Annotated in this window: 1 pseudogene; it reads left to right on the forward strand. The window is 62.6% G+C overall.

What is annotated here, in order from left to right:
- Positions 1–278, forward strand: a pseudogene (locus EN852_RS40595) (hypothetical protein); the annotation flags it as partial.

Consider the following 278-nt stretch of genomic DNA (forward strand, 5'->3'; position numbering starts at 1 on the left):
ACGATCGGCCTTGCACAGGCCGATCTCGACACCTACGCGGCCTCTTTCGGCGAAAGCTTTGTCTATCCGACCGGTGACAGGGAGAAGCCGTGGCAGGCGCTGGTCAAGGATGCGGAGGATGCCGGCACCGGCTGCGACGTCGCCAGCGGCAAAAGCCAGTGGCAGCCGGCCTATTTCAACCATGGCGACCAGCAGCGACAGAGACTTGACTTCGATGCCTTCCTCGACGCCTGTCCGGTGCAGGATTTCATCCTGACCAACCGCAAGACCGGTTCGCC

The organism is Mesorhizobium sp. M2E.F.Ca.ET.209.01.1.1 (assembly GCF_004010375.2).
In the GTDB taxonomy this organism is placed as follows: Bacteria; Pseudomonadota; Alphaproteobacteria; order Rhizobiales; family Rhizobiaceae; genus Mesorhizobium.